Genomic DNA, 23,469 nt, shown 5'->3' on the forward strand with positions numbered 1-23,469 from the left:
ATGACAACCCTGACCATCGTGGTCCGCTACTTCGCGGCGGCCCGCGCCGCAGCGGGGGTCGATGAGGAGAAGGTGCAGTTGCCTTCGGGAGCCTCGGTCGCCGACGCGGTGACCGAGCTCCGGCGGCTGCACCCGGAGGGCTTGCCGCGGGTCCTGGACGCGGTCAGCTACCTGCTGGACGGAATCGCGGTGCGCGACCTCGGCCGGGCGCTGACGGATGGGGCGGAGCTGGACGTCCTGCCCCCCTTCGCCGGGGGCTGAGGCTTGCTGGGGTCTTGAGGCCCCGCCGGGGGCGGGATGGGCTGAAGGGACCGCCCCGGGCCGCTTTGGCCGAGCACGCATGTTGGCGCCGGCCGAGTGCCCCTTCCGAGCGGGCGGCCGCTGATTCGGCCAGAGGCCCGCTAGAGCCCCGGCAGGTCGCTGGCCGCGCTCGCAAGCCCCGCTCGGCATTCCGCCGGGCCGCCAACCCGCCCGGGGCCGCTCGCCCCCGGACTCGGGCCTGAGCCGACCAGGTGCGCACATGGCCTCGTCCGGCACGCCGTTCGCTCCCTCCACCTGCCGCCCACCTGCGGGTGCGAGTTCACCCCTGCCGTCTTTCCCCTGCCGCTCGGGCGCCGCGGCCGACCGCTCGCCGACCTCTTCTCCGAGGCTCGGCGTGGCGCGTCATCAAATCCGGGTGTTCGCGAGAAGCTGATCCCCGCCCGCCGCAACGCCATCCGGTGACCCGTTTCGCCTGGTCGGTCGCGGTGCGTGGCCCTATTAAGGGGTCACCGGCGTCTCAAGCGGCTTCGGCCGTGTGTTCAAACCCCACTAACAGGTGGGACTAGTGTGACTCCTGGGGCAACTGGGACCGGATTGTCAAGTCTGGCGCACTCCCGGCTCCGGCCATAAGATGCGCGCTTCAATCGCCGAGCGGACGACGCGAATGGTCCATTCGCTGCGCGAATCACGTGATGCAAGCCTCACGATCCGTGTTTTATCTCGGCTAGGAAACGGGCAGATAACGGCCCTCTGACCTGCACAAACAGGCGTATCGACCGAGGTTGCGTGCTGTTACTGTGACGTAGGTCACGCCCCGAATAATTTCCGATCACGCCGATCGTTACGTACCGTCGCTTTTCGGTTGGCCCCGACCAACCAGCACGACCGGGAATCCGTAGCGCCTAGCCCTGTCCAGCGGATCCCCGGACCCATACCCCGAGCGAAAGCATTTCCGGACAGGGACGAGGGGACGAGGAAGACGCGCCGTGCGTCGGACTCGCCTGCCGGCCTGAGACGGCCGGCGCCAGGACCCCGATCCTGACCCTCAGCACCGGCTCGTAGGCGCAGGGAAACCGAGAAGCATTCAGATGTCTTACCGAGGCAAGCACCGCAAGATGTCCGCTGCCACCCGCACCGTCGCTCGCGTCGCCATCGCGGGCATCGCGGTCGGCGCTCCCCTCGCGATCGCCGCGACCCCCGCGTCGGCGACGAACTGGGACGCGATCGCGCAGTGCGAGAGCGGCGGCAACTGGAGCATCAACACCGGCAACGGCTACTACGGCGGCCTGCAGTTCACGCAGAGCACCTGGAAGGCCTACGGCGGCACCGGCAACGCGCAGAACGCGTCCCGCGAGCAGCAGATCGCCGTGGCCGAGCGCGTCCTGCAGGGCCAGGGCATCGGCGCCTGGCCGGTCTGCGGCAAGAAGGGTGGCGGCTCGTCGGCCCCCAAGGCCAGCGCGAAGACCAACACCACCAAGAAGGTGACCCCGAAGAAGAGCACGACCGCCCCGAAGGCGGCCGCTCCGAAGGCGGCCCCCGCGGTGTCCGGTGTCAGCAGCTCGAACCCGGCCGGTGACTACACCGTCGTGGCGGGCGACAGCCTGTCCAAGATCGCCAAGCAGTTCAACGTCCAGGGCGGCTACGCGAAGCTGCAGGAGCTGAACGCGAAGTACATCCCGAACGCGGACCTGATCCTCGTCGGCCAGAAGATCGCCACCAAGTGACGATCGCGCAGCGATGCGTAAGTCCGGCCTAGCGCCGTGACTCCACCCAGCCCTCCACCGCCGATCCCCCGGGCGGTGGAGGGCTGAGTGGTTCCCGGGTCACCGAGCCCGGATCCGGGCGGCCTCCGCCCGCTGCATGCGCTCGCCCTTCCGCAGGACCTCGATCACCAGCGCCAGCTGCTCGGGCGCGTAGTCCTCGAGGATGGCGCGGCCCGCGCGCTCGATCGGCGCGTAGATCTCCTCCAGCAGCTCCGCGGCGCCCGGCGTCAGCTCCACCACCGCCCGGCGGCGGTCGTCCGCGTCCGTCCGGCGCGTCAGGTGCCCCGCCCGCGTCAGGCGCTGGATCGCCGTCGTCGTCGCCGCGGGGCTCAAGTTCGCTTCCGTGGCCAGCCGGCCCGCCGTCAGCGCGCCCGCCGCCGCGACCAGGCCGATGATCCGCAGGTCCGTGCGGTTCACCCCGAACGCCGCCGCCGCGGCTTCGTCCACCACGTCGTTCGCCGCGCCGAAGTCCGACGCCGCGTGGGCCGCCTCGGTGACCAGCAATTGCTTCGACACTCGAAAGAGTCTACCTTGGCGAGCAACTATTTCGATCGTCGAAAGGTTTTTCCGCCATGCGGACCCGTCCCGCCCTGCCGCGCTGGCTCCGGCCCGCCAACCGCGTCGTGCGCCTCCTGACGCGGCTGGGGCTGCGCCTGGGCACCATCCACGTCCTGACCGTCCCCGGCCGCCGCTCGGGCGCGCCACGGCCCACACCGGTCTCTCCGCTGACCGTCGGCGGCCGCCGCTACGTCATCGCCGGCGTGCCCCAGGGCGACTGGGCGCGCAACGTCCGCGCCGCCGGCCGGGGCGAGCTCGCCCACGGACGCCGGAAGGAGGCCGTGACGCTCGAAGAGGTCGCCGACCCCGGCGTCCGGGAGCAGGTCATGCGGGCGTTCCCGCGCGAGGTGCCGCACGGGGTGCCGATGTTCGTGAAGCTGGGCCTCGTCGACGGCGCCGACCCGGACGGGTTCGCCGCGGCCGCCGGGCGCGTGGCCGTGTTCCGGATCAGGGCGAGTTGACCCACTCGTCGGTGCCGTCGGTGAAGTGCTGGTGCTTCCAGACCGGCAGCCGCGCCTTGACCTCGTCCACGAGCTCCGCGCACGCCGAGAACGCCTGGCCGCGGTGCTCCGCCGCCACGGCGCACGCCAGCGCGACGTCGCCGATCGTCAGCGGCCCGACGCGGTGGCTCACCGCCACCGCGCGGACGCCGGTCCAGCGCGCCGCCAGGTCGGCGACGACGTCCGCGATCACCTCGCCCGCGCTCGGGTGGCCCTCGTAGGTCAGGTCGCGCACGCCCTTGCCGCCGTCGTGGTCGCGGACGACCCCCGCGAAGGTCACGACCGCGCCCGCCGCGTCGTCCTCGACCAGGCGGGCGTGCTCCTCGACGGACAGCACGTCCTCGGTCACCAGTGCCCGCGCCACGCGGACCGCCGGGCCGGCCGCCACGGGCCGCGGGTGGTCGCCGCCGGCCAGCTGGTCGACGGCGTGGTCCAGGATGCCGTCCAGGACGCCCAGGCCGTCCTTGACGCCGCCGCTGGAGCCCGGGAGGTTGACGACCAGGGTCCGCCCGGCCACGCCCGCGACACCGCGCGACAGCACCGCCGTCGGCACCTTCGGCAGCCCGGCCGCGCGGATCGCGTCCGCCACGCCCGGCAGTTCGTGGTCCAGGACGGCGCGGGTGACGTCCGGAGTGCGGTCGGTCGGCGAGATGCCGGTGCCGCCGGTGGTCAGCACGACGGCGACGCCGTCCGCGAGCGCGGCCCGCAGCGCGACCCCCACCGGCTCGCCGTCCTCGACGACGACGGGCGCCGGCACGTCGTACCCGCGGCCGGCCAGCCAGGCGACGATCACCGGCCCGGTCTTGTCCTCGTAGACGCCCTTCGCGGCGCGGTTGGACGCCACGATCACGCGCGCGGTGCGCTTCACGGCCGCTCCCAGGTTCCGGTCTTGCCGCCGTCCTTGCGGAGCAGGCGGACCTCGTCCAGCGTCGCCGCCGGGTCGACGGCCTTGATCATGTCGTGCAGCGTCAGCCCGGCGACCGCCACGGCGGTCAGCGCCTCCATCTCGACGCCGGTGACGTCGGTGGTCTTCGCCGTGGCGCGGATCCGGACCTCGGCCTCGCCCAGCTCGAACTCCACCTTGACCCCGGACAGCGCGATCTGGTGGCACAGCGGGATCAGCTCGGGCACCCGCTTGGCGCCCATGATCCCGGCGATCCGCGCGGTGGCGAGGGCGTCGCCCTTCGGGAGGCCGTCGGTCGCGAGCAGCCGGAGCACCTCGGCGGTGGTCCGCACGGTCCCGGCCGCGAGCGCGGTGCGCGCGGTGGCGGTCTTGCCGGAGACGTCGACCATCCGGGCGGCGCCGGTCTCGTCGACGTGGCTGAGTTCACTCACACGGCGAGGCTACTTCCGGCGCCGGCGGGCTGGGCGGCGCGACCCTCGATTCAGAACCTCCGAGGCCTCCGCAACGGCAAGCGAGTCGCGCTGATCGTGCCCGCCCCGCACGCGAACGGCGTCGCGGTGTGCGCGGTGTTCGACCGCTGGGCGGGCAAGCTCGACGTCGACGACCGCTTCGACGAGAACGTCACGATGACGATGACGTCGCCGTTCCCGCTGGTGACGGCCGAGGCCGGCTGGTGAGCTAGGTCCTGAGCACCACCCCCAATCCCGCGGCCACCCGCAGCCGATCCGCCGCTGCCGGACTTGGGCGGGACGGCTCCGCTGCGCATGCCTTGTCCTGCGCGGGACGCACGCCCGTGGCCAGGAAGGCCGTCACCGTGTTGTTCGCGCAGCTGTTCGTGCTGAACAGGTACGTGCCGTGGCCGCCCTGGTCGGCGGTTACCAGGCGGGCTCGGTTGCCGAACGCTTGGCGTAGCCGGCGGGCGCCCGTCAGGGGTGTTGCCGGGTCGCGGAGGTTCTGGGCCAGCAGCACATTCGACGGACCCCGGTCGCCGATGTGGACCGGGGGCTCCGCCGGATCCGACGGCCAGTACGCGCAGGGCCAGACGTTGGCCGCGGCCGGGCCGAACATCGGGTGGTGGAAGCGGTCCAGGGCGACGTTCTTCTGGTACGTCCAGACCGACTCCGGCCAGTCCGAATCGCCGCAGACCACGTACAGCTGGCTGGACAACAGGTTCTCGATGCCCGGCGGCGTGCCACCGGGCGGGGAGGGGATCGGCTGGTTCCCGTCCAGCGCCTGCCAGGCCGTGGCCAGGTACGGGAGGGTCGCGTCGTTGTACAGCATGCCGAAGGTGAGCTGGCGGAACAGCTTGCCGTCGACGCCCTGCGGGTTCGGGGTGGTGTCCAGCTCGCGGGCGAGGGCGAAGTACTTCGCCGTCACCTGGGCCGGCGTGGTACCCAGGCCGTTCTCCGGGTGCGACGCGGCGTACGCGGCGAAGTCCGGGAAGCGGTCGTCGAAGCCCTGGGCCAGCAGGCGGGAGCCGGTGACGTCCAGGCCGCCCGGCGACGTGTTGCTGTCCAGCACGATGCGGTCGCTGCGCTGCGGGAACAGCGTCGTGTACACCGCGCCGAGGTACGAACCGTACGAGACGCCGTAGTACGACAGCTTCGGCTCGCCCAGCGCCGCGCGGATGCGGTCCATGTCGCGGGCCGTGTTCGCCGTGGTGACGTACGGCAGCATCCACGCCGTCCGCGACGTGCCGCACTGGTGCGCGATGCCCTTCACGTACTCGGCGCGCGCTGCCACGTCGGCCGGGTTCAGGGCGTACGGCGGGACGTTGCTCGACTGCTGCGCCGGAGCCAGGTCGCACGTCACCGGGGTGCTGTGGCCGACGCCGCGCGGGTCGAAGCCGATGACGTCGTACGCGTCCAGGACGCTCTGCGGCAGCCCGGCCAGCTTCAGGACCGCCGGCAGGTCGAGCCCCGGCCCACCGGGGCCACCCGGGTTGGTCGGGAGCACACCCCGGCGCGCCGCCGGGTTCGTGCTCTTCAGCCGCGAAACGGCGACCTCGATCTGCCTGCCGTCCGGTTTCCGGTAGTCCAACGGGACTTCGAGCGTCGTGCACTCCAGGCCCGGCAGGGTCACGTCGGCCGGGCACACGCCCCACGTCGACGTGCTCGCCTCCGCCACCGCGGGCGCCAGCGTCACGGTCAGGGCCGCCACCACGGCGACCAGCGAACTCCTCGACATGCGATCTCCCCCTGTGAGTCGCATCTCAGCCTAGGGAAGGGAAGGACCCCGGTCGTCCCTCCGAAGAACGATTCCGGGGTCCTCCGAAGTGAGGACTCAGCGCTGCTCGGCGCGCACCGCCTTGCGGACGGCCTCGGCGACCGCGGGCGCCACCGCGCTGTCGAACACGCTCGGCACGATGAACGACGCGTTGAGCTTGCCGTTGTCCACGACGTCGGCGATCGCGTCGGCCGCGGCGAGCAGCATGTTGTCGTCGATGTTGTGCGCGTGCGCGTCGAGCAGGCCGCGGAAGACGCCCGGGAAGGCCAGCACGTTGTTGATCTGGTTCGGGAAGTCGCTGCGGCCGGTCGCCACGACGGCCGCGTGCTGCTGCGCCTCCAGCGGGTCGATCTCCGGGTCCGGGTTGGCCAGCGCGAACACGACGGCGTCGTCCTTCATCGTCGCCACCTGCTCGGCGCCGAACAGGTTGGGCGCCGAGACGCCGATGAAGACGTCCGCGCCGACGAGCGCCTCGTGCAGGGTGCCGCTGACCTGCTCCTTGTTGGTGTGCGACGCGATCCAGGCGAGGTTGTCGTCGAGGTTGCCGCGCTCGGAGTGGACGATGCCGTCGATGTCCGCGGCGACGATGTCACCCGGGTTCTTGCGCAGGAGCAGCCGGATGATCGCCGAGCCGGCCGCGCCGACGCCGCTGACCACGATCTTGCAGTCCTCGATGTCCTTCTTGACCACGCGCAGGGCGTTGCGCAGCGCGGCGACGACCACGATCGCGGTGCCGTGCTGGTCGTCGTGGAACACCGGGATGTCGAGCTGCTCGCGCAGGCGCTTCTCGATCTCGAAGCAGCGCGGCGCGGCGATGTCCTCGAGGTTGATGCCCGCGTACACCGGGGCCAGCGCCTTGGCGATCATGATGATCTCTTCGGTGTCCTGGGTGTCCAGGCAGACCGGCCACGCGTCGACGTCGGCGAACTTCTTGAACAGCGCCGCCTTGCCCTCCATCACCGGCAGCGCGGCGGCCGGGCCGATGTTGCCGAGGCCGAGCACCGCGGACCCGTCGGTGAGCACCGCGACGGTGTTGCGCTTGATGGTCAGCCGGCGCGCGTCCTCGGGGTTGTTCGCGATCGCCTGGCAGACGCGGGCGACGCCCGGGGTGTAGGCGCGGGAGAGGTCGTCACGGTTGCGGAGCGCGACCTTGGGCGTGACCTCGATCTTGCCGCCGAGGTGGATCAGGAACGTCCGGTCGGAGACCTTGCGGACCTTCACGCCGGGCAGCGAGTCCAGCGTCTGGGTGATGTCGTTCGCGTGGTTCTCCGACAGCGCGTTGGCGCTGATGTCGACCACGATCGAGTCCGAGTGCGACTCGACGACGTCGAACGCGGTCAGCACGCCGCCGACCCGCCCGACGGCGGTGGTGAGGTCACCGGCCGCGCTGGACGAAGCCGGGGCCTCGACCCGGACGGTGATCGAATATCCGGGACCGGGAACCGGCATGGCACTTACCCCCGCATGGGAAAGGTGGCTGGGACGGGTGCGAACCTACTCCCGTGACCGCCCTCACGAGGGGCCGATACCGGTACTGACCAGTAACTATGCGATCAGCGGTTGATCTCGGTCTCGGGGTGCACGTAGGGCACCGAGTCGAGCGGGAACGTGATGTCGCCGAACGGCGACAGCGAGCCCTGCCGGTCGGACGCGAGCTCGGTCACGGGGTGCTCGCCGGCCTCGCCCGGCCAGGTCGGGTCGACGCCCTTGTGCTTCTTCTCGCCCTTGGCCACAACGTCCTCCACAGCCGTTCTCCGTCTTCCGGGGAACAGTCTGCCTGAGCCCGGGCAGGTTGTCGCAACCGCCCGGTACCCTGGTCTTCTATGCCCGCGACCTCCTTGGCGGACTGGCTGCGCGCGGAGTCCGACGGCGCACTCACCGAGCTGCTCCGCACGCGGCGCGACCTGTCCACGCCCCCGCCATCCGACAGCACGGTGCTGGCCACCCGGGCCGGCACGCCGGGCTCGGTCGCGCGCGCCTGCGAAGACCTCGACAGCTTCACCCTCGCCGTGCTCGAAGCCTGCTTGCTGGCCGGCGCGGACCGCGATCCGGTGCCGGTCGAAGACGTGGCGAAGCTGGTCGGCACCGACGTCGCCGAGCCGCTGGCCCGGCTGCGCAAGCGGGCGCTGGCCTGGGGCGCGGACGACGCCGTGCGCGTGCCGCCCGCGGCCAGGGAGGCCCTCGGGCCGTTCCCGGCCGGGCTGGGCGCCCCCGCGCCGTCGCTCGCCGGCGAAGACCTCGAAGCGCGGCTCGCCGAGCTGCCCGACGACGAACGCGGGGTGCTCGCCGCCCTCGCCGCCGGGCCGCCGATCGGGCGGACCCGCGACGCCGGGCTCGACCTTTCGCTCGAGAAGGCCGCGACGCCGGTGCAGAAGCTGCTGGCCCGCGGGCTGCTGCTGCGCCGCGACGACCAGACCGTCGAGCTGCCGCGCGAGCTCGGCATCGCGGTCCGCGGCGGGGCCTTCGCGCCCGGGTCGCTCACCGAGCCCGAGCTGCCGGTCCACCCGCACCAGCCGTCCACTGTGGACAAGGCGGCGGCCGGTGAGGCGATGGAGTTCCTGCGCCACACCGAATCCCTGCTCCGCGCGTGGTCGGCGACGCCGCCGCCGGTGCTCAAGTCGGGTGGCCTCGGCGTGCGCGAGCTGAAGAAGCTCGCGAAGGACCTCGAGATCGACGAGGCCCAGGCGACCCTGCTGGCCGAGCTGGCCGTGGGCGCCGGGCTCGTCGCGGACAGCGAGACGACCGCGCCCGAGTGGGTGCCGACGACGCTGACCGACTCGTGGCTCGCGTCGCCGACCGCGCAGCGCTGGATGACGCTGGCCCAGGCGTGGCTGGAGCTGCCGCGGCTGCCGGGGATGGCCGGCGGGCGCGACGCCAAGGACAAGCCGGTCGCGCCGCTGTCGGAGGAGCTGCGCCGCCCGCTCGCCCCGGTCGCGCGGCGGCGGGTCCTGGCCGCGCTGGCCGACCTGCCCGAGGGCGCCGGCGTGAAGAGCGTCGACGAGCTCGTCGCGGTGCTGGCCTGGCGGGCGCCCCGGCGCGGCGGGCGGCTGCGGGACGAGACCGTGCGCTGGACCATGTCCGAGGCGAGCGCGCTGGGCCTGGTCGGGCTCGGCGGCGTCACGACGGCGACGCGGGCGCTGCTCGCCGAAGACCGGCCGGGTGCCGTCGAAGCGATCCTGGACGCGCTCCCCGCGCCGGTCGACCACGTGCTGCTGCAGGCCGACCTGACGGTGGTCGCGCCGGGCCCGCTGGAGCCGGAGCTGGCCGCGGAGATGGCCGCCGTCGCCGACGTCGAATCGGCGGGGCACGCGACCGTCTACCGGATCACCGAGACGTCGGTGCGGCGCGCGCTGGACACCGGCCGCACCGCCGACGAGCTGCACGCGCTCTTCAAGGCGAAGTCGGCGACGCCGGTGCCGCAGGGGCTGAGCTACCTGGTCGACGACGTCGCCCGGCGGCACGGGCGGCTGCGCGGCGGGGTCGCGGCGTCGTTCCTGCGGTGCGACGACGAGGCGTTGCTGGCCGAGGTGCTGGCCAACCCCGTCGCGGCGGAGCACGACCTGCGGCTGATCGCGCCGACCGTCGTGATCAGTCCCGACCCGCTGCACGAGGTGCTCGCCGGGCTGCGCACGGCCGGGTTCGCCCCGGCCGCGGAGGGTCCCGACGGCCGGGTCGTCGACATCCGCCCGGGCGGCAGGCGGCTGCCCGCGAAGGCACGCGCGGCCCGCCGGAGCCCCGGTGAGCAGGCGGTCCTGACCGAGGACCAGGCCACCCGGATCGTGTCCAACCTGCGCGCGGGCGACGCGGCTTCGGCCCGCCGCCGCGGCTCGGCGGTGCGCGCGCCGGTCGGGGGCGGCGCGGACACGTCGGCCACCCTCGAGCTGCTGTCCCGGGCGACGCTGGAGCGCCGTGAGGTGTGGATCGGGTTCGTGGACTCCCGCGGCACCGCCAGCCAGCGCGTGATCCGGCCGGTGCGCGTCGGCGGCGGGATCCTCGAAGGCGAGAACAACGAGCGGTACTCCCTCCACCGGATCACCTCGGCGGCGATCGTCGAAGACTGAATCCGGTGAATCCCCACCGGGCCGTCGCCGCAGGTGGTAAGCCTGGTCCATGAAGTGGGGAACGCGCGTGACCGCGGTAGCCGCGGCGACGATCGTGGGTGGGGCGGGATTCGCCGGTGCGGCGGACGCGGCCGGGCCGCCGGTCTACTCGAAGTACACCGTCAACGGGACGACGCACATCGCGAAGCCGGGCGCCGACCTGAAGCTGGGGCCGGGCCGGTTCGACATGTACACGCAGATCGGCTCGTACACCTTCTACGGGACGATCACGCTGCCGCCGGTGAAGGTGACCAAGGTGGTGCCCGGCGTCGGCGCGGTCAGCGGCACCGTCACGCTCGGGCCGGGCAGTGCCGAAGGCTCGGTGTTCAGCGGCTTCAGCGGCTCGGCGACCTGGCCGGTCAAGCTGTCGGACGTGCGCGTGAACGGCGTCCCGTACGACGTCGGGGCGTCCTGCGGCACCGCCCAGCCGGTGACGACGGAACTCGTCGCGGACGGCTTCGTCACGGGCCAGGGCGGCCGGCTGACCTCGACGTACGCGATCGGCGAGTTCGCGAACTGCGGGGCGGCGACACCCCTGCTCAACTCGGCGGTGCCGGGGCCGGGCAACACCCTGGCCCTCGACCTCACCGCGGGCTAGAGGGCGCGCAGGCCCGCGAGCACGCGTTCCATGAACTCGCGGGACGAGCGGTCGCCGAGGATCAGCTCGGTCTGGTGGATCAGCACCAGACCGATGTCGGCCATGTCGCCGACCAGGATCTTCACCACGCCCAGCGGCAGCCGCAGGTGGGCGGCGATCTCCGCGACCGACCGGGTGTCCAGGCACAGGTCGCAGATCCGGCGGTGCTCGACCGACCGGACGCCGCGGTACCGGCGGCCGTCGTCGGACGTCGAGACCAGTGCCTCCAGCGCCAGGTTGTGGTCGGACCGCGTGCGCCCGCCGGTGCGGGTGTACGGGCGGACCCGCGAGTTCGCCGAGGCGACGGGCACCGGGCTCGCGACGCGGGCCGGTTCGTTCCAGGCCGGCTCCTCCCACGGCTCCGGCTGCGGGATCCAGCGGGTCTCCGGGTCCGGCGGGGGTGTCCACGACGGCGGGGGCGCCACCGGGGGTCGCGGAGCGGGCGGACGCGGGGCGGGCGGCCGGGGCGGAGCCGGGGGCCGCGGCGGTGCGGGCGGCCGGGCGCCCCGGGGCGGGGTCCACGCCGGTTCCAGCGCCGGGGGCTCCGGCTGGTAGGTCTCGCCGTCCTGCCACTCGGGCTCGGCGGGGTCGTAGCCGTCTTCGGCGTACTGGGGCGGGTCCGTGTAGGCGTGACCGGTGTACTCGCGCGGCGGCACGGCCTGGTGGTCGTCCCCGGCGTGGCGGCGGTGCCCGCCGGTGTACTCGTCCGCGTACCCCTGGCGGCCGTCGTACTCCTCGTCGGCCGCCGACGAGCCCCACTCGCGGGTGTCCTCGTCGGTGTAGCCCTGCTGGTCCGGCTTCGGCCGCGCCGGCTTGCGCTTGGGCATGATCATCGACAGCGTCGACATGTCGAACTTGCTGGGCGAATCGAAACCCTCGCGCTCGGTGCCGCGGTGCAGTGCGTCCCAGCCGCTGGAGTCCGGATCGTCGAATCCCGAAATCCTCATCTCGTCCTACCCACGCACGCCGCCCTGGAGCTGCGCGCGCAGCTCGGGGGTGATCTGCTGGCCGACCCGCTCGACGAGCAGGGTCATCTCGTAGGCGACTGTGCCGATGTCGCACGTCGGCGCGGCCAGCACCGCCAGCGACGAACCGTCCGAAACGGACATCAAGAACAAGTAGCCGCGCTCCATCTCCACCACGGTCTGGTTGACGCCGCCCGCTTCGAAGCAGCGCGCGGCCCCGAACGTCAGGCTGATCAGCCCGGACGCCACGGCGGACAGCTGCTCGGCGCGCTCCTGCGGCAGCCCTTCCGACGGCGCGAGCAGCAGCCCGTCCGCGGACACCAGGACGGCGTGCGCCGCGCCCGGTACCCGGCGTACGAAGTCCGTGATGAGCCAGCCGAATGTGCCCTGGCCGGAAGCCGTCACTACTGCCCCTCCTTGCTCGCGCGGCGTCGCGTGCCGCACCCCGGAGCGTCCGGCACGGCCGGTCGACGACGCCACGGTAAAGCGTATTCGCACCGCCGGTGGTGTCGAGTCCACCACGGGCCGGCCGCAGCGCACCCTACGTGTGCGCACGGCCGCGCTCCGCGCCGGCCCGGACGGGGTCACGCTTCCGGGCGGCACCCGGCGACGCCGGTCCCGCACCGCCACCGCGAGGTGTCGGCGCAGGTCAGCCGGGGTGCCGGTGGCCAAGCCGCGCGGCCCCGCCTCCGGTCGCCGCGGACCGGCGTGGCCGGCCACTGCTCCGGACGGCAGCACCACTCCCCGAAGTGGGTGAAGCACGCGGAGTTCACTCCAACGGCCGCATCCGGTTCGGGGCGTCATCCGCTATCCCGCGCGCAACGCCGAATCGTGCGCGATCGCGTGCTGGACGACGGAGATCAGCACCTGCTTGGCCGAGTCGCGCTCGCGCGCGTCACACGCCATGATCGGGACCGACGGCGCGATGGTCAGCGCGTGCCGGACGTCCTCGATCTGGTGGTGCAGCAGCCGGTCGAAGCAGTTGATCGCCACGACGTAGGGCAGCTTCCGGTTCTCGAAGAAGTCGATCGAGGGGAACGCGTCGGCGAGCCGCCGCGTGTCCACCAGCACGACCGCGCCGATGGCGCCGACCGCGAGGTCGTCCCACATGAACCAGAACCGGTGCTGACCCGGCGTGCCGAAGACGTACAGCACGAGGTCCGAGTCCAGGGAGATGCGCCCGAAGTCCATCGCCACGGTGGTGGTGGTCTTGTTGGGCGTGGCCGAGGTGTCGTCGTGCCCGACGCTGGCCTCGGTCATCATGGCCTCGGTGGTCAGCGGGTCGATCTCGGAGATCGCCCCGACCAACGTTGTCTTCCCCGAACCGAACCCGCCGGCGACCACGATCTTGGCCGACGAGGTCGGACCCGTCACCTGCGGCGCGTTCGCGTCGGAGTCAAATTCTCCGAAGCCCACTGAGCACCCTTTCCATGAACTCGATACTCGGGCGGTCGCCCACGGTCGGGCTGCTGGAGTGCACCAGCACCAGCCCGAGGCCCGCCACGTCACCAATCAACACCCGCACCACGCCGAGCGGCAGGCGCAGCAGCGCCGCCACCTCGGCCACCGACCGGGTGTCGACGCACAGGTCGCAGATCGACCGGTGCTCGGGCACCCGGACCCGGTCGAGCATCCGGCCTTGTTCGCTGGTCGAGATCAGCGCCTCGATGGCCAGGTCGAGCGTCGCCTTCGTCCGCCCCCGGGTCCGGAAGTACGGCCGGACCAGGCCGGACGTCTCCATCTCCGTCGGCGCCGGCTCGTCCACGTACTCCTGGTGGGCCTGGCGCGGCAGCGCCGCGGCCAGCTCACCGGAGTCCGGTCCGGCCCCGAAGTCCCGCTCGGTGCTGTACGCGGCGAACTCGTGCGCGTCGTACAGCGGTCCGCTCGAACCGCCGAACAGCTCCGCGCCCGGCCCGCCGAGCAGCCGGTCGCGGTACTCGGTGCCGCCCGCGATCGGCCGGATCGGTTCTTGCCCGGCGTTGCTGTCGGTCAGCCAGTTCGGCGGCTCCCGCACGGGGTCGCTGTCGGATGCCTGCACCCGCCTCGCCCGCCATTCGCGGTCGACGCGGTCCCGGAACGACTGCCAGTCCTCCCGGCCGTCGTCCGGTTGATCGGACCACCCGCCGGAGAAGTCGTCACCGAGCCGGCCATCACCCCTCAAGCGCCCGTCGTCCACGGCTCTCTCCTCGGTTCCCAGGTCCTCAGCGGCGGACGGCCGCGCCCTGCAGTTGCGCCCGCATCTCCGGAGTCAGCTGCTGGCCGACCCGCTCCACCAGCAAGGTCATCTCGTAGACGACCAAGCCGATGTCACTCTCCGGCGATCCCAGCACCGCCAGACACGAACCGTCGGAAACCGACATGAGGAAGAGGAAGCCGTTGGCCATCTCGACCACGGTCTGCGCCACCGTGCCGCCCTCGAAGACCTTGGCCGCACCGCGTGCGAGGCTGGTCAGCCCCGACGCCACCGCGGCCAGCTGGTCCGCCCGGTCCTTCGGCAGCCCTCGCGAGGCCGCCAGGAGCAGGCCGTCGGCCGACACCACGACCGCGTGGGCCGCGCCGGGCACCCGGTGCACGAAATCCGTGATCAGCCAAGCGAAGCTGCCGGCATTGTTCGCCTTGGCATGCGCCTGGCCGTTCGGCTGCGCGGAGCCACCCGGCTGCATTGCACCCGCCCGTGTCACTTTCACTCCTCACTGCTGTCTGTGGTGTTGCCACTCACCGGAACCTCGTCGCCCGGTCGCTCCTTCAGCGCATGGCGCCCCGAGGTGTACCCACGTTGGAAGCTTGCCATCCGGTTCCGCGCCGCGGACGCCGAGCGGGTGATCGCACCCGTTCCGGGCATGCCCGCCGTGGCATCCGCGAAGTTGTTCTGGGCCGGCGCGTCGGGCGTGGAACTCGAACCGCCGATCGACCCAGGCACCAGGTAGGCGTTCGGGATGCGCTTGGGCAGCCCGGCCGTGGTGATCTCCTCGTTCTTGGACTCGAGCAGCGACTGCGCCGCCTGCCAGCCGTCGTCGGAGGCGCTGTGCCAGCCGTCGTCGGGCGGGAGGAGCGGGTGCCGGGTGGCCGCGGTCGGCTGCAGTTCGTCCACGGGTTCCGGGACGGGCTCGTCGCGGCCGGTGAGGGGCGGCAGGTTCGGGTCCTCGACCTCGTCCTGCGCACTCCGGTGGCTCTGGTGGCCCTGGTCGCTCTGCGGCGGCACCGGGTCGGCAGCCGCGTCGTCGCCCTCACTGAACCAGCGTGACAGCACCGACTGGTAGATGGGCAGCCGCCGGGTGGGTACATCGTCCTCGAGCGCCGACGGACCGACCTCCACCGCGGGGGGCGGCGCCGGGGGTGGTTCCTCCGGCGGGACGAACTTCGGCTCGCGCTTGGGCAGCACCAGCGGCGCGAACTGGGTGTCGCCGGCCCGCGAGCTGGCCCCGTCGCCGTTCGACGACGGCGTCAGCGGCGCCAGGTCCTCCGCGGTCGGCCAGGCCGGCACGTCGGGCTTCGGCAGCTCGGGCGACAGGAACGGGCCCGCCGCGCGGCCGCCGCTGACCAGGTCGTCCAGGCTGATCGGCTGGTCCAGCGGGACCAGCCCGCCCTGGTTCGCCACCGGCTCGTGCTTCGGCGGGGCCGGCGGCGGTGGCGGGGGTGCCGACTGCGGCGGCGGGGTCGGCGCGAACGCCTGCGTCTGGTCGAAGTCCGAGCGCGCGGCCGGGATCGGGATGCTCGGCATCGACATGGACGTCTCGGACCGGCCCGGCGGCGGCGGGGTCTGCCGCGACATGCCGGGGCGGAGGTGGGTCAGCAGCTCCGCCGGGACGACGACCCGGGCGATCACGCCGCCTTCGATGTCCTCGTTCTCGCGCAGCCGGACCTCGATGCCGTGGCGCTTGGCCAGGCGCGAGACCACGTACAGACCCATTCGCCGGGTCACCGACACGTCCAGGTCCGGCGGCTCGGCGAGCCGCGCGTTGACCTCGGCCAGCCGCTCGTCGCTCATGCCGACACCGTGGTCGGTGACCTGGATGGCGAGCGCCTTGCGGCGGGTCACCACGGCCCGGACGATGACCTTCGTCTCCGGCTCGGAGAAGTACGTCGCGTTGTCGAGCAGCTCCGCGAGGACGTGCACGAGGTCGTGGATCGCGAGGCCCTGGACCGCGACGTCGGGCACGATGCCGACCTCGATCCGGGCGTACTGCTCGATCTCGGACACCGCGGCGCCGATGACGTCGGCGGCGGGCACCGGCTTGGGCACGGACTTGGCCAGGCCGGCGCCCGAAAGCACCAGCAGGGACTCACCGTTGCGCCGCAGCCGGGTGGCCAGGTGGTCGAGCTCGAACAGGCTCGCCAAGTGGTCCGGGTCCTGCTCGTCGGCCTCGAGGCGGTCGATGACGCCGAGCTGGCGTTCCACCAGCCGCTGCGACCGCCGGGAGAGGTTCACGAAGATGCCGTTGACGTTCTCGCGCAGGAGGGCCTGCTCGGCGGCCATCTTGACGGCCTGTTCGTGGACGATGTCGAACGACCGCGCGACCTCGCCGATCTCGTCGCGGGAGGTGACGGGCACCGGCTGGACGGCCTTCTTGGAGGCGCCGACCGGGTCCGGGTCGTCGAGGATCGCCTGCACGGTTTCCGGCAGCCGGGTGTAGGCGACGTCCAGCGCGCTCCGGCGCAGCACCCGCAGCGGGCGCAGCATCAGGCGGGCGACGACGAGCATCAGCGCGATCGCGGCGGCCAGCGCGGCGAGCACCACGGCACCGCCGACCCACGCCGAGTTGACCGCCGCCGTGGCGAGGTCGTCCGCGCGGGTCTTGAGCTGGGCCAGCAGGTTCGACTCGACCGCGTGCAGCTTGTCCGCCGACACGGTGCTGTCCTTGCCGAGCGCCGTGGTGTCGATGCTCGGCGCCTGGTCCAGCTGGGCGAAGGCGAACGCCGCGGTCTGGATCCGGCGGCGGTCGTCGACCTCCGGGCCGGAGTAGGTGTCGTTGTAGAGCTGGCGCTGGTCGTCGTCGGCGTTCGCGAGGAAGGCCTGGACCGAGGCGTCCGCACTGGAGGCCGACGCGCGCGTCTGGTCCAGGAGGTCGCCGGGGAAGCTGCCGCGGAACGCGGCGATCTGCAGCTCGGCGTCGGAGCGGGTGGTGAACTCCTTGGCCTCGCTGATCGCCTGCGTGCTCGTGCCGAGGCGCAGCACGTCCCGGTCGGTGACCGCGGTGGTCACCTCGCGGCCGAGCTCGATGAGCGAGTCGAGGATGCCCGAGTAGGCCGTCATCACCGTGATGTCGGGAAGGCCGTTCTGGGCGTTGAACGCCGCGCGCAGCGGGCGCAGGGCGTCGAGGCGCTGGATACCGCGGGTGTAACGGTCCTTGGTCGCCTGGTCGTCGTAGTTGAGCGTCGACGCCGCCGAGCGCAGGTCCGTGACCTCGCGGTCGACCTTCGCGATCTGCGAGTCGAGGCCGGTCTGCAGCAGCGAGTTGTTGGACGAGATCCGGGCGACGGCCAGCGAGCGCTCGTTCTGCAGCTCGTGGACCACCGTCGTGACCTTGACGGCGAACGCCACCTGGTCGGCCGTCCGCTGGAACTCCGCCGCTTCCCGGGCGTCGTCGACCACGCGCAGTGCCCCCAGCACCGCCGCGGTCAGGGTCGGGATGATCAGGACCGCGGCCAGCTTGGAGCGCAGCCGCCAGTCGCGCATGCCGGAAAAGAACCCGGCCTTCCGGCCCGGACTGTCTCCGGGCGACTGCGCGGGGGCCCCTCCTACCCCCGCGGCGTCTTCGTTCGGCACCGCCGCACCACCATCATCGTTCGTGCTCGTGAAACCTTGGTCGGTCCAGCGCCCGCCCGGGCGCATCGCGTTCTCGTCAGCCACTCGTCTGCACGCTCCCGGCGCTCAAGCGCAGCGGCAGGTCGGAACGAGCCCAGCGCGAGACGGTACCCGTACGGGTGAAAAGATCGTCTTCGGTGGGTGTTCCTGAACCCCGTCCGACTGGACGGAATCGGTTCAGCTCGAGCATCACGGTCGGGTCCCTGCGCTGGTCTCGCATCGGTCTGTTGGTTCGGCCTAGCCCACCGGCGCGGCGGCTGTGCCCGGCCAGGCAGTGGCCTCTACGGGGACGAATCTCTCAGGAAAAGCACAGCGTGCCCTGGTAAACCGGGGATCGACTTGATCGGCCATCCAGGGACTCTCTCTCACTACATCGGAGGTTGATACCTCCCCGCAGGTGCAGAGGGTAGCGAACGCCCGGGGAAGATGTAACCCTCCCGACAGGACGCGCTCGATGTTGCACAGCGTTCGCTCAGTCGGCACACAGCTGGACATCCCTTATTCAGGAACTGGGCCCTACGCTGGGTGAACGCTTACGGCGAGTGGAGCAGTGGGTCTAGACCAGAGGCCAAAAGAGTGACGTGCGCCACCCTCTCGGGTATTGATCCCACCCGTTGTGAGCAACCTGTCACGTTCTCTACAGTGACCCGCGTACTCCCGAGAATGAGTTACCTACTTCCCCGGGATTCGGTCCATCAACCGTCACTTTCTTCACCCAAGGAGCAGGCCTTGCTTGGAAACGCCATGAGCAGTGGCCGGGTTCGCACTCGCCGCGCCGCGCTCGGGCTCGCCCTCACCGTCGCGGCGGCGACAGCCCTCACGGGCTGCAGCGCCCTCGGCTCGGACGACTCGAACGCCTCGTCGAACGGGGGCGGCCTGGAGAAGTCGAAGATCAAGGTCTCGATCATGCCGACGACGGACCTCGCGCCGTTCTGGCTGGCCTTGGACGGCGGCTACTTCAAGGCCGAGGGCCTCGACGTCGAGCAGATCGTCGCCAAGAGCGGCCAGGAGTCGATGACGAAGGCGCTCTCCGGCGAGGCCGACATCGCCCTCTCGACCTACACGCCGTTCTTCGTCGCCAAGAGCAAGGGCGCGGCGGACATCCAGCTCGTCGCCGACGGCACGTCGGTCAACGCGAAGAGCAACGCCATCGTCACCGTGCCGACCTCGAACGTGAAGACGGTCAACGACCTCGCCGGCAAGCGAATCGCGATCACTGCGATGAACACCGCTTCCGACATCCTCACCAAGTCCGTCATGAAGGACCACGGCGTCGACTTCAGCACGGTCAAGTGGACCCTGGTCCCGCTGCCGAACATGGCGGCGGCGCTGAAGGACAACCAGGTGGACGCGGCCTACATGCCGGAGCCGATGCTCTCGCAGTCGGCGAAGACCGTCGGCGCGACGCCGGTCATCGACATCAACACCGGTGCCAGCCAGGACTTCCCGCTGACCGGCTACGGCGCGACGACGAAGTGGGTCCAGTCGAACCCGAAGACCCTCGCGGCCTTCCAGCGCGCCATGAAGAAGGCCACCAGCGACGCGATCAACGACCGCTCGAAGGTCGAACCGCTGCTGGTCAAGTACGCGAAGATCGACGAGGACACGGCCAAGCTGCTCACCCTGCCCGGCTACGGCTCCACCTTGGACGCCCGGCGCCTGCAGCGGGTGCCCGACCTGCTGCTGCAGATGGGCGTCATCACCAGCAAGGTCGACGCCGCGCCGATGATCGCGCCGCAGGCGACCAGCTGAGAACCTTGTTCCGCCGTCGGCCGGCGCGAAGGTCACCGCAGGATCGCAGCTGGCGGTCCGTCGCGCCGGCCTAACCAAAATAAGGTTCTGACGTGAAAAAACTGCTCCGCGGCCTGGCCGGCCTGGTCGGCTTCCTCCTGCTCTGGGAGGTCGTCGTCCAGGTCGGCCTGGTCAGTAAGACGTTCACCCCGCCGCCGAGCGTCGTCCTGGTCACCGTCGGCGACCTGCTGGGAGACCCCGAGTTCATCCGCGACATCGTCGCGACGATGCTGGCCTGGCTGATCGCGGTCGCCATCGCCATCGTCGTCGGCGTACCCGCCGGGCTGCTGCTGGGCAGCGTCCCGGTGCTGCGCACCGCCACCGCCGCGATCGTCGAATTCCTCCGCCCGATCCCGGTCACCGCGCTGGTGCCGCTGGTGCTGCTGGTGATCGGCTCCGGTCCGGACGCGAAGATCACCCTCGCGGTGTACGCCTCGCTGTGGCCGATCATGTTCAACACCATCTACGGCATGGGCGAGATCGACCCGGTGCTGATGGAGACCGCGCGGGCGTGCGGGACCAGCCGGTTCCGCATCCTGTCCTCGGTCGCGCTCCCGCAGACCGCGCCGTTCGTCTTCACCGGCGTCCGGCTGTCGGCGACCATCTCCCTGATCGCCGTCGTCAGCGTGGAGTTCCTGGCCGGCTCCCAGGTCGGTCTCGGCAGCTTCATCCTGGTCGCCAGCACCGGTTCGATCCGGTTCGACCTGGTGCTCGCCGGTACCGTGGTCGCCGGGGTGCTGGGCTACCTCATCAACGAAGGGCTCGAACAGCTGGGCAAGCGGCTGTTCCGCTGGAGCAGCGTCGACCGGGAGGCGATCGCGTGACCGCGGCAACTCTTTCCGGCCGGGTCGGCCGCCGGGCCGCCCGCGGCGCCGTCGCCGTCGTCCGCAACTGGCTGCTCTTCGCGATCCTCGTCGTCGGCTGGGAGTTCGCCGCCCGCGCGGGCGGCAGCAAGTTCTTCCCGCCGCCGACGGAAATCGCGGCCACCGCCGCGAAGCTGTGGTTCACCGGTCCCGCGTCGCACCTCTTCCTCACCGACGCCGTCTTCGACAACGTCTTCCCCAGTCTCGGCCGGATGCTCGGCGGCTGGGGACTGGCCGCCGTCGTCGGCGTCGCGCTCGGGATCCTGGTCGGCCGGTCCGACACGGCGATGGACTACGTCGGCCCGCTGTTCGCGTTCTTCCGCTCGATCCCGCCGCCCACGCTGATCCCGGTGTTCGCGGTGCTCTTCGGGCTGAGCTCGGGCATGCAGATCGGGTCGATCATCTTCGGCGCGGTGTGGCCGGTGCTGCTCAACGCGGTCGACGGCGTCCGCTCGGTCGACCAGGTGAAGGTGGAGACGGCGCGGTCCTTCCGCACGCCCCGCCGGTACTGGGTCGGCTTGGTCGTCCTGCCGGCCGCGGCCCCGAAGATCTTCGCCGGCCTGCGGGTCAGCCTGTCGATCTCGCTGCTGCTGATGGTCGTCTCCGAGCTCGTCGGCGCGTACAACGGGATCGGCCGGGCGCTGCTGAACGCCCAGCAGGACTTCGACTTCCCCATCATGTGGTCCTGGCTGGTGCTGCTGGGCATCCTCGGCTACGTCTTCAACACGATCTTCCTGGTCGCGGAGCGGCGGGTGCTGGCCTGGCAGCCGACCCGCCTCGGCCGCGACTGACGCTGGAAAGGCCTCTCCCCATGTCCACCATGCTCGAAGTTTCCGGCCTCAGTCACCGGTACGGCACCGGTGCCAAGGCGCACACCGCGGTCAACGAGCTGTCGTTCACCGTCGAAGCCGGGCAACTGGCCAGCATCGTCGGCCCGTCGGGCTGCGGGAAGTCGACGCTGCTGCGCTGCATCGCCGGGCTGACCCCGCCGACCGACGGCACGGTCAGCCTGCACGGCGACCGCGTCGACGGCGTGCCGGACGACCTCGCCGTCGTGTTCCAGGACTACAGCCGCTCGCTGTTCCCGTGGCTTTCGGTGCAGAAGAACGTCGAGTTCCCCTTGCGCTGGCGGCCGATCTCGCGGGCCGAGCGGCGGCAGCGGGCGGCCGAGGCGCTGGAGCAGGTCGGCCTGTCCGCGGTCGGCGGGAAGTACCCGTGGCAGCTCTCCGGCGGCATGCAGCAGCGGGTGTCGATCGCCCGCGCGCTGGCCAGCCGCCCGGCGCTGCTGCTGATGGACGAGCCGTTCGCGTCGGTCGACGCGCAGACGCGGTTCGAGCTCGAGGACCTGACCCGCCGCGTGCAGCGCGAGCAGGGCAGCACGATCCTCGTCGTCACGCACGACATCGACGAGAGCGTCTACCTCTCCGACCGGGTGCTGGTGCTGTCGAAGTCGCCGGCGTCGATCGTGGCGGACCTGCCGGTCGGACTGCCCGCCGAGCGCGACCAGATCACCACGCGCGAGTCGGCGGAGTTCGTGACGCTGCGCGGCGAAGTGGCCCGGCTGCTGCACGGCGGTACCCCGGCGGAGGCTGCCACGGCCGCGTCGGACGCCGCAGAATGGGACCTGGCCGAGCGGGCCTCGGACGTGACGGAGACCAAGACCGGGAGCTGACACCGCAGGGGGGACCATGGCGAGGGCGGTACTGGCCGGACTGCTGGCGTTGCTGCTGGCGGGTTGTTCGGCGCTGAGCGGCTCCTCGCCGCCCTCCGCGGCCCGGGAAAAGCTGCGGGTGTCGATGATGTCGACCATCGACACCGCCCCGTTCTGGCTGGCGAAGGACGGCGGGTACTTCGAGCGCGAAGGCCTCGACGTCTCGACGACCGAGGCCGCGACCGGGCAGGCGTCCCTGACGAAGCTGGTCAGCGGCGAAGCGGACATCGCGTATTCGAGCTACACGCCGTTCTTCGTGGCCCGCAGCAAGGGAACCGCGGACATCCGGCTGGTGGCGGACGCGTCGTCGGCCGGCCCGCGGTCGACGGGCGTGGTGGCGCTGCCCGCGTCCGGTATCCGCTCGGTGGCCGATCTGGCGGGCAAGCGGATCGGCATCTCGGCACCCAACACGATCGCCGACACGCTGACGAAGTCCGTGCTGGCCGACAACCACGTCGACGCCGCGGGCGTCAAGTGGGTCCCGCTGCCCCTGCCGAACACGGTGGCGGCGCTGAAGAACGGCGACATCGACGCGGGCTTCCTGACCGAGCCGTTCATCACCCAGGCTTCGCGGGCGGCGGGTGCGGTGCTGGTGGCCGACACCGGCACGGGGTCCACAGTGGACTTCCCGACCGCGGGCTACGGCGCGCTGGGCTCGTTCACGTCGGCTTCCCCGCGAGTGGTGGCGGCGTTCCAGCGCGCCATGGCGGCGGCGACCCGGGACGCGGCGGCGGACCGGAAGAAGATCGAGCCGCTGATGGTGAAGTACGCGAAGATCGACGCGGCCACCGCGGCGAGCACCGGGCTGCTGACGTTGAAGTCCACTGTGGACGCCCGGCAGCTGCAGCGGGTCCCGGACCTGCTGCTGAAGACGGGCGTCCTGGCCAAGCCGGTGGACGTCGCGGTGATGGTGGTGCGCTAGAGCTCCGCGGAGTCGGGGAAGACGACGTGGCGATCGGTGTGCCGGTCGAACAGCCGCCACTGCTCGACGTTCGGGCCCGCGCACGCCGGGAAGACCTCGACCAGGAGGGGACCGCTGAGTTCCAGCGACAACGTCCCCGCGCGCCCGAGGGCCGCGGACTCGACGAAGCACTCGTGCTCCGCGGCCATCCCGGTCAGCTGCCGGGCGAAGCGGTCGTACTTCGTGCGGTACTCGTCGAACGCCGTCTCCGCGTCCCCGGTGTCCCGGTAGTACATGTCGACCGAGCCGAACAGGATCCGGTCGCGGTGCGTCACCCGGAACGGGCACTGCGCGTGGAGCCGCTTTTCGACGTCCTCGCCCTGGAAGACGACGATGGCGATGTTCAGCGTCCGCCTGAACTCGGTGACCCGGCACCCGGGTAGCAGCGCCACCGCCGCTTCCAGCTCTTCCGTTGTCGACAAG

Annotated in this window: 24 protein-coding genes; 11 read left to right on the forward strand and 13 right to left on the reverse strand. The window is 71.7% G+C overall.

The window, feature by feature from the left end:
- The gene (locus tag AB5J73_RS07565; protein ID WP_370968979.1) at positions 1 to 261 is read left to right on the forward strand and encodes a MoaD/ThiS family protein; all 261 of its coding nucleotides are present in this window, start codon (positions 1 to 3) and stop codon (positions 259 to 261) included.
- A 1,088-nt stretch (positions 262 to 1,349) separates the two neighbouring features.
- Positions 1,350 to 1,985: a transglycosylase family protein gene (locus AB5J73_RS07570; RefSeq protein ID WP_370968980.1), complete on the forward strand. Its 636-nt coding sequence runs from the start codon at positions 1,350 to 1,352 to the stop codon at positions 1,983 to 1,985.
- A 99-nt stretch (positions 1,986 to 2,084) separates the two neighbouring features.
- Here the strand turns inward: AB5J73_RS07570 and AB5J73_RS07575 are convergent, their stop codons facing one another.
- A complete protein-coding gene (locus AB5J73_RS07575) occupies positions 2,085 to 2,540 on the reverse strand; it encodes a MarR family winged helix-turn-helix transcriptional regulator (RefSeq protein ID WP_370968981.1) in 456 nt (151 codons plus the stop codon).
- Positions 2,541 to 2,596: 56 nt separating this feature from the next.
- Here AB5J73_RS07575 and AB5J73_RS07580 point away from each other — a divergent pair, with 56 nt between their 5' ends.
- The gene (locus AB5J73_RS07580; protein WP_370968982.1) at positions 2,597 to 3,043 is read left to right on the forward strand and encodes a nitroreductase/quinone reductase family protein; all 447 of its coding nucleotides are present in this window, start codon (positions 2,597 to 2,599) and stop codon (positions 3,041 to 3,043) included.
- Here AB5J73_RS07580 and AB5J73_RS07585 read toward each other — a convergent pair.
- Together AB5J73_RS07585 and moaC are read right to left on the reverse strand one after the other, a co-directional pair.
- Complete coding sequence (locus tag AB5J73_RS07585; protein WP_370968983.1) at positions 3,030 to 3,950, reverse strand: molybdenum cofactor biosynthesis protein MoaE; 921 nt, start codon at positions 3,948 to 3,950, stop codon at positions 3,030 to 3,032. The genes AB5J73_RS07580 and AB5J73_RS07585 overlap by 14 nt on opposite strands.
- A complete protein-coding gene (gene moaC, locus AB5J73_RS07590; RefSeq protein ID WP_086861427.1) occupies positions 3,947 to 4,417 on the reverse strand; it encodes a cyclic pyranopterin monophosphate synthase MoaC in 471 nt (156 codons plus the stop codon). Before moaC ends, AB5J73_RS07585 begins: the two co-directional genes overlap by 4 nt.
- Before the next feature lie 96 nt (positions 4,418 to 4,513).
- Here moaC and AB5J73_RS07595 point away from each other — a divergent pair, with 96 nt between their 5' ends.
- Positions 4,514 to 4,663, forward strand: a complete 150-nt coding sequence (locus tag AB5J73_RS07595; protein ID WP_370968984.1) for a hypothetical protein — start codon at positions 4,514 to 4,516, stop codon at positions 4,661 to 4,663.
- Between the two features lies 1 nt (position 4,664).
- Here AB5J73_RS07595 and AB5J73_RS07600 read toward each other — a convergent pair whose 3' ends face one another.
- The 3 genes from AB5J73_RS07600 to AB5J73_RS07610 all read right to left on the reverse strand — a co-directional run bounded on the left by AB5J73_RS07600 (position 4,665) and on the right by AB5J73_RS07610 (position 7,945).
- The gene (locus AB5J73_RS07600) at positions 4,665 to 6,173 is read right to left on the reverse strand and encodes an alpha/beta hydrolase (protein ID WP_370968985.1); all 1,509 of its coding nucleotides are present in this window, start codon (positions 6,171 to 6,173) and stop codon (positions 4,665 to 4,667) included.
- 96 nt (positions 6,174 to 6,269) lie between these two features.
- Positions 6,270 to 7,661, reverse strand: a complete 1,392-nt coding sequence (locus AB5J73_RS07605) for an NAD-dependent malic enzyme (RefSeq protein ID WP_370968986.1) — start codon at positions 7,659 to 7,661, stop codon at positions 6,270 to 6,272.
- Between the two features lie 104 nt (positions 7,662 to 7,765).
- Complete coding sequence (locus tag AB5J73_RS07610) at positions 7,766 to 7,945, reverse strand: hypothetical protein (protein ID WP_160697456.1); 180 nt, start codon at positions 7,943 to 7,945, stop codon at positions 7,766 to 7,768.
- Positions 7,946 to 8,035: 90 nt separating this feature from the next.
- On the opposite strand from AB5J73_RS07610, the gene AB5J73_RS07615 reads away from it, so the two are divergent.
- Together AB5J73_RS07615 and AB5J73_RS07620 are read left to right on the forward strand one after the other, a co-directional pair.
- Entirely contained in the window at positions 8,036 to 10,273 is a 2,238-nt protein-coding gene (locus tag AB5J73_RS07615; protein WP_370968987.1) for a helicase-associated domain-containing protein, read from the forward strand.
- A gap of 67 nt (positions 10,274 to 10,340) precedes the next feature.
- Entirely contained in the window at positions 10,341 to 10,910 is a 570-nt protein-coding gene (locus AB5J73_RS07620) for a hypothetical protein (protein WP_370968988.1), read from the forward strand.
- On the opposite strand, the gene AB5J73_RS07625 is transcribed toward AB5J73_RS07620, so the two are convergent.
- From AB5J73_RS07625 to AB5J73_RS07650, 6 genes are all read right to left on the reverse strand, one after another.
- Positions 10,907 to 11,896, reverse strand: a complete 990-nt coding sequence (locus AB5J73_RS07625) for a DUF742 domain-containing protein (protein WP_370968989.1) — start codon at positions 11,894 to 11,896, stop codon at positions 10,907 to 10,909. The two genes, AB5J73_RS07620 and AB5J73_RS07625, sit on opposite strands and share 4 nt — an antisense overlap.
- Positions 11,897 to 11,902: 6 nt before the next feature.
- Positions 11,903 to 12,319, reverse strand: a complete 417-nt coding sequence (locus AB5J73_RS07630; protein WP_247017874.1) for a roadblock/LC7 domain-containing protein — start codon at positions 12,317 to 12,319, stop codon at positions 11,903 to 11,905.
- Positions 12,320 to 12,721: 402 nt separating this feature from the next.
- Positions 12,722 to 13,330, reverse strand: coding sequence for an ATP/GTP-binding protein (locus AB5J73_RS07635; protein WP_086861435.1), 609 nt, complete (start codon positions 13,328 to 13,330; stop codon positions 12,722 to 12,724).
- Positions 13,311 to 14,090, reverse strand: coding sequence for a DUF742 domain-containing protein (locus AB5J73_RS07640; protein ID WP_370968990.1), 780 nt, complete (start codon positions 14,088 to 14,090; stop codon positions 13,311 to 13,313). Before AB5J73_RS07640 ends, AB5J73_RS07635 begins: the two co-directional genes overlap by 20 nt.
- A gap of 25 nt (positions 14,091 to 14,115) precedes the next feature.
- Entirely contained in the window at positions 14,116 to 14,577 is a 462-nt protein-coding gene (locus AB5J73_RS07645; RefSeq protein WP_003085376.1) for a roadblock/LC7 domain-containing protein, read from the reverse strand.
- 20 nt (positions 14,578 to 14,597) lie between these two features.
- Positions 14,598 to 17,747 (reverse strand): nitrate- and nitrite sensing domain-containing protein, encoded by a 3,150-nt coding sequence (locus AB5J73_RS07650; protein WP_370972998.1) that lies wholly within the window; start codon positions 17,745 to 17,747, stop codon positions 14,598 to 14,600.
- Between the two features lie 717 nt (positions 17,748 to 18,464).
- On the opposite strand from AB5J73_RS07650, the gene AB5J73_RS07655 reads away from it, so the two are divergent.
- From AB5J73_RS07655 to AB5J73_RS07675, 5 genes are all read left to right on the forward strand, one after another.
- A complete protein-coding gene (locus tag AB5J73_RS07655; protein WP_370968991.1) occupies positions 18,465 to 19,472 on the forward strand; it encodes an ABC transporter substrate-binding protein in 1,008 nt (335 codons plus the stop codon).
- 92 nt (positions 19,473 to 19,564) lie between these two features.
- Positions 19,565 to 20,335, forward strand: coding sequence for an ABC transporter permease (locus AB5J73_RS07660; protein ID WP_370968992.1), 771 nt, complete (start codon positions 19,565 to 19,567; stop codon positions 20,333 to 20,335).
- A complete protein-coding gene (locus tag AB5J73_RS07665; protein WP_370968993.1) occupies positions 20,332 to 21,165 on the forward strand; it encodes an ABC transporter permease in 834 nt (277 codons plus the stop codon). Before AB5J73_RS07660 ends, AB5J73_RS07665 begins: the two co-directional genes overlap by 4 nt.
- A 20-nt stretch (positions 21,166 to 21,185) precedes the next feature.
- Positions 21,186 to 22,046, forward strand: a complete 861-nt coding sequence (locus AB5J73_RS07670) for an ABC transporter ATP-binding protein (protein ID WP_370968994.1) — start codon at positions 21,186 to 21,188, stop codon at positions 22,044 to 22,046.
- A 16-nt stretch (positions 22,047 to 22,062) separates the two neighbouring features.
- The gene (locus AB5J73_RS07675) at positions 22,063 to 23,007 is read left to right on the forward strand and encodes an ABC transporter substrate-binding protein (RefSeq protein WP_370968995.1); all 945 of its coding nucleotides are present in this window, start codon (positions 22,063 to 22,065) and stop codon (positions 23,005 to 23,007) included.
- Here the strand turns inward: AB5J73_RS07675 and AB5J73_RS07680 are convergent.
- A complete protein-coding gene (locus AB5J73_RS07680) occupies positions 23,004 to 23,468 on the reverse strand; it encodes a hypothetical protein (RefSeq protein WP_370968996.1) in 465 nt (154 codons plus the stop codon). The two genes, AB5J73_RS07675 and AB5J73_RS07680, sit on opposite strands and share 4 nt — an antisense overlap.
- Position 23,469: the final 1 nt, after the last annotated feature.

The organism is Amycolatopsis sp. cg9, assembly GCF_041346945.1.
Classification (GTDB): domain Bacteria; phylum Actinomycetota; class Actinomycetes; order Mycobacteriales; family Pseudonocardiaceae; genus Amycolatopsis.